The organism is Ruegeria atlantica, assembly GCF_001458195.1.
Lineage (GTDB): Bacteria > Pseudomonadota > Alphaproteobacteria > Rhodobacterales > Rhodobacteraceae > Ruegeria > Ruegeria atlantica.
Window position 1 is genome coordinate 1 of sequence record NZ_CYPU01000057.1, and the last position, 4289, is coordinate 4289.

General features: G+C 50.9%; 5 protein-coding genes and 1 pseudogene. 2 read left to right on the forward strand and 4 right to left on the reverse strand.

What is annotated here, in order from left to right:
- Positions 1–470: 470 nt before the first annotated feature.
- Both RUA4292_RS16340 and RUA4292_RS16345 read left to right on the forward strand, forming a co-directional pair.
- Complete coding sequence (locus RUA4292_RS16340) at positions 471–1655, forward strand: ferredoxin reductase family protein (RefSeq protein WP_158507052.1); 1185 nt, start codon at positions 471–473, stop codon at positions 1653–1655.
- A gap of 336 nt (positions 1656–1991) precedes the next feature.
- Positions 1992–2555, forward strand: a complete 564-nt coding sequence (locus tag RUA4292_RS16345) for a flavodoxin domain-containing protein (protein ID WP_058278571.1) — start codon at positions 1992–1994, stop codon at positions 2553–2555.
- 76 nt (positions 2556–2631) lie between these two features.
- Here the strand turns inward: RUA4292_RS16345 and RUA4292_RS16350 are convergent, their stop codons facing one another.
- The 4 genes and pseudogenes from RUA4292_RS16350 to RUA4292_RS25350 form a co-directional block, all read right to left on the reverse strand.
- Positions 2632–3477, reverse strand: coding sequence for a universal stress protein (locus RUA4292_RS16350; protein WP_058278572.1), 846 nt, complete (start codon positions 3475–3477; stop codon positions 2632–2634).
- Positions 3478–3565: 88 nt separating this feature from the next.
- A complete protein-coding gene (locus tag RUA4292_RS16355) occupies positions 3566–3760 on the reverse strand; it encodes a nuclear transport factor 2 family protein (RefSeq protein WP_058278573.1) in 195 nt (64 codons plus the stop codon).
- Positions 3761–3766: 6 nt separating this feature from the next.
- The gene (locus tag RUA4292_RS24840) at positions 3767–3943 is read right to left on the reverse strand and encodes a hypothetical protein (RefSeq protein ID WP_158507053.1); all 177 of its coding nucleotides are present in this window, start codon (positions 3941–3943) and stop codon (positions 3767–3769) included.
- A gap of 165 nt (positions 3944–4108) precedes the next feature.
- A pseudogene (locus RUA4292_RS25350) lies at positions 4109–4289 on the reverse strand (IS6 family transposase); the annotation flags it as partial.

Below are 4289 nucleotides of genomic sequence, written 5' to 3' on the forward strand. Positions count from 1 at the left end.
TCACGCCGAAAGTTTTCGGAGAGCGGATGCGTTCCAGTGAAAAGTTGCGGGGACTTTTTGTCTTCTAGCATTTTTGAGCCTCCTCCTTTGGTCTGATTTCACGCGCGCAACATTATGACAGGAAAAGCGGTCAAGGACCTTGATCTTGCGCAAGCATGCAACCTCAGCATCAGCCAGACCGAACGCAGCGGCTGAACGAACAGAAACGGGAACCGTTGTCCAACAAACCTGCCACGTCGTGGTGGAGTTACCACCATTCTCAGTAGTCTTGATCGGAACCCCAGGTCAGCTTAGCGTTTATTCTAAATGAGCCCGAATTGCCCACCTTTAACACAGCGGAGCAAAACCGTATGAAATGGCCTTATCTGGCGTTGATTTACGTTTTGCTGATCTTGGCTCCCTTGGGTTTTTCTTGGTCTTTGGGATGGCCACCGCGATCATTTCATCAAGAGCTCGCGTCTGGGCTTGGGATGCTTGCTTTTTCAATAATCTTAGTCGAGTTCCTGCTGTCCGGGCGGTTCAGGTTCATCTCTTCCGGCTTAGGTATGGATGTGACCATGCGGGTGCATCAGTTGATGGCGCGTACAGCACTCGGCTTAACGCTGATACACCCGCTTCTGTATCAGGGTACACCTTCTGGCGGACGCCGCCCGTGGGATGAAACAAACCAACTTACGATTTCAACTGACATTTCTGCGCTGTTATCGGGTATCGGCGCATATTTTTTACTGTTCATTCTGGTCGTCTCGGCAATTGCCCGCAAATCCCTTGATTACAAATACGAAACATGGCGCCTCTTACACGGGCTGGGAGCCTTGGTGATCGCATGCCTGCTTTTGCATCACACGGTCTATGCTGGGCGCTACGGTGGGCATCCGCTACTAACCTATCTCTGGCTTGCCCTAACCAGTATTGCAGTTGGAACTTTGCTGTATGTCTATCTCGTTCGCCCTTTACGTCAGAGGAAAAGACCGTGGCGCGTCACGTCTGTGTCTCGACTAACACCGAAGCAATGGGAGTTGCGCGTCGTGCCAGATGGTCACAACGGACTAAACTTCGAAGCAGGGCAATTTGCTTGGCTAAACGTCGGCAACAGTGTTTTTTCGCTGCATGAGAACCCATTCTCGATTAGTTCGGCACCAGCCGAAGGCCCCGAAGTTTCATTCGTGATAAAGGAACTTGGGGATTTCACATGCGGCCTCGGACAGATCGCTCCGCAAACCACGGCCTATCTGGATGCCCCGCACGGAAATCTGTCGATCAGCCACCGAACTGAGAAAGGCATTGTTCTGATCGCAGGTGGTGTCGGGATCGCGCCCATGTTGAGCATTGTGCGTCAGGTACGGTTGAGTGGAACACAGTACGATCTCAAGCTTATCTATGGCAACCGGGTGGAGGAGCAGATTGCTTTTCGCCAGGAGTTGTCCAAAGAAGAAACAGTATTTGTTCTATCCGAGCCGCCAGAGGATTGGTCCGGAGAGACAGGCTTGATCGACGGTCATCTGTTGGACCGCAATTTGTCTTCTGATCAATTTGAAAGCTGGCTTTTTGTTCTCTGCGGCCCCCCTGCCATGATGGACACCGTCGAAGATCATCTGATTGAGCGGGGCACCGCGTCACACCGGATTTTGTCTGAAAGGTTTGACTATGATTAGACTGGTCAGAAACCTGCCCGCACGCCAACAAGTGAAACTCGCAGTGTGGTTGATCAGTATTTCAATCTTCGTCGCTGTCTTGGCCTTTTGCTTAAGGTAGAAAGCTAGACCGCCAGGGGTTGGCTAGCTTCAAGGCTGCCGGCTGAAAAGGCAGGTTTTCTTGGAGATGGATGCCGTCACGAACTTCCTTAAAAACATGCTCCGCGTGGACAGCATGAGCATACCGCAACGATCCAGATATGCCCCTATGAAACGCCTTTGATAGAGATCAAGGGCAACGCACGTCACTTATTCATAATAAGCAATCTATTCAGACCGATTTTTGGGAGGATCGGAATGACCTTACTCATCGCCTTCACCACGGTCGAAGGCCAAACAGCAAAGATTGCGCGCTTCATCACCGATCTCGCGAAGAATGCCGGTTTCGACGCAAAGCTGATCAATACCGATGAAATGCACAGCCACGTTTCACTTGACGATGTGGTCAAGGTTATTCTCCTGGCCCCTGTCCACGAGCGTAAGCACCCCAAGTCATTCGAAGCTTTTGTCGCTTCAAATAGAGATGCCTTAATGAAGCGAAAGTCCCTCGTGCTTTCCGTCGGTCTAAAAGCTGCTTTCGCGTCAGGTCGAGAAGAAGCACGCGACTATCTTGACGAAATGCTTCTTCGAACAGGTTTTGAACCAAATGCGACGGCTTTGATCGCAGGCGCGGTGAGGCCCGAAAACTACGGGTATTTTGAGAGGGAGATTCTTCAGCACGTCGTCTTGCTCGGCCGAAAAATCGATCCACGAGAAGGGGCAAGGGAGTTTACTGACTGGGATGAACTCACGTTAATTGTGATAGAGTTCCTTGGCGAAAACAGGCAGGCAAACACGCTTCAACCTCAAGCAAACTCTTAAAAAAGTCTCTCAATTATTTACCGATGAACTTTGATTGCTATGACTCCCAGAAAGTCACAGTTATCGGCTCACTTCATCAGTGTCCGAAAAGCACTGGTAAACTTGTCTGCTCCAACATTGCTTGCGTCGTGCCCCCAAAAACTGACTCTCGCAAATGGGAATGCCCATAGGCGCCCATAACAATGAGATCTGCCCCCGCTTCTCTTGCTCGTTCTTGAATGCAATGTGCAACTGAATTTCCCCCGCACTGGAACTGCGACACGGTCACGTTGCAACCGTGATGGCCGAGCCATTCAGCTAGGTCAGTTCCATGCACACTACCTTCTACGTCCTCAGGCGACGGCAAATCAAAACATCCAATTACAACTTCTTTGGCCGCCAGAAGAATGGGTAAAGCTAGATGCGTCGCCCTGGACGCAGGCAAGCTGTCATTCCATGCCAAAAAAACGCAGTCGCGTTGGGCAAACGGATCTCCATTGATCATCAGAGCAACCGGCGAATGAAACAATACTCCGCACGTGATCTTGTGAAATAAATCGGGGTCTTTTCGCAAATCACCGTCTAGAAAAGCGATATCAGAGCATTTGGCTTGTTCTGCTACAAGTTGCTGTAACTCTGCTCCAAGTCCCATGAAGCCAGTTACATTTGCAGATAAGCCCTGCCCAGCAAGAAGCGTTTTAACTTCAGTGGCGCGAGACTTCAGGGCGGCATTTTTCGCGTGAAGAACGTCCAACCAGTTTGAGGGCAGACCCGCCTCAACGAACCTGTTTGATCCATACTTCAGGTAAGGCAGGTTAGGTAAGGCCGCGATCAATACGCAATTCAAGTGGTCGTTCTGGATATGGGCAGTTTCAGCGCATTCCAAAATCGACGCGTCGTCAGCATCAACTCCTACATAATATGCCACTGTTCTGTGTTGCATTCCCGACCTCCGCCCGGAATTTCACTTCGCCCGAAAGCCGTGCGCATTGATTGAACCAGCAAATAGCCGATGTTGTTATTCGCTCTTCTTACTTCGGCAGCATGAAAAACTCTTCCAGCACAATCTTGCCTTCCGCCACCGAATACACCGCGATCTCGCGCAGGGTCAAACGCTCACCCGTGGCCTTCTGAACGACTTCCGCTCTGAAGCGGACTCCAAAGCGGTTGGGTGGGTGGATGTAGGGGCCATCCACTTCTAGCTCTTGGATTTCATGCGATGCCAACCAATCCTATCTTTTTCCCTTGATGGCTTCTCGCCCCTTTGAAACGCGGAATTGTCGAACCGGAGGCACGACTGCCTCTATCGACTGTGCGTTTTCGGCATACATTTCATCAACACTTGCAAGGCCCCTGCGCTCACGCATGGCCTGGACGAATGATCTTCCGATTTCAATCAACTCTTCCATGAGCCCCCCCTGAATTACAATTGACAGTACCACTTCTTGCCCGCGCCAATCTTGACAAGGATCAATAAGCATATCGATGCATACTGTGAGGCGGGTTCGAACAAGTCTCAGCGGTGCTGTCAGACTAATTCGAACTAGTCTCAGTTTGCCGCGGAAATCGCGAACTTATCCGGAACAAAGTTGACGCCACTCGCTAAGAGCGGCGGCGCGGGTCAGCTTGAAGGTGTCTCGACTGGCTAACGATCTTTCCTGGTTGAAGTGGTTGTAAACGGAGGAATGGACGGAGGCGAATTTCTGCAAACTTCGCATACGCCTGAAACGCTGCATCGCGCGTTCGCGTCTTCGA

What these genes read in the sequence shown, in the direction of transcription:
- RUA4292_RS16345 (WP_058278571.1), top strand. Translation starts at nt 1,992, where the DNA reads ATGACCTTACTCATCGCCTTCACCACGGTCGAAGGCCAAACAGCAAAG.
- RUA4292_RS24840 (WP_158507053.1), bottom strand. Translation starts at nt 3,943, where the DNA reads ATGGAAGAGTTGATTGAAATCGGAAGATCATTCGTCCAGGCCATGCGT.
- RUA4292_RS16340 (WP_158507052.1), top strand. Translation starts at nt 471, where the DNA reads ATGCTTGCTTTTTCAATAATCTTAGTCGAGTTCCTGCTGTCCGGGCGG.
- RUA4292_RS16350 (WP_058278572.1), bottom strand. Translation starts at nt 3,477, where the DNA reads ATGCAACACAGAACAGTGGCATATTATGTAGGAGTTGATGCTGACGAC.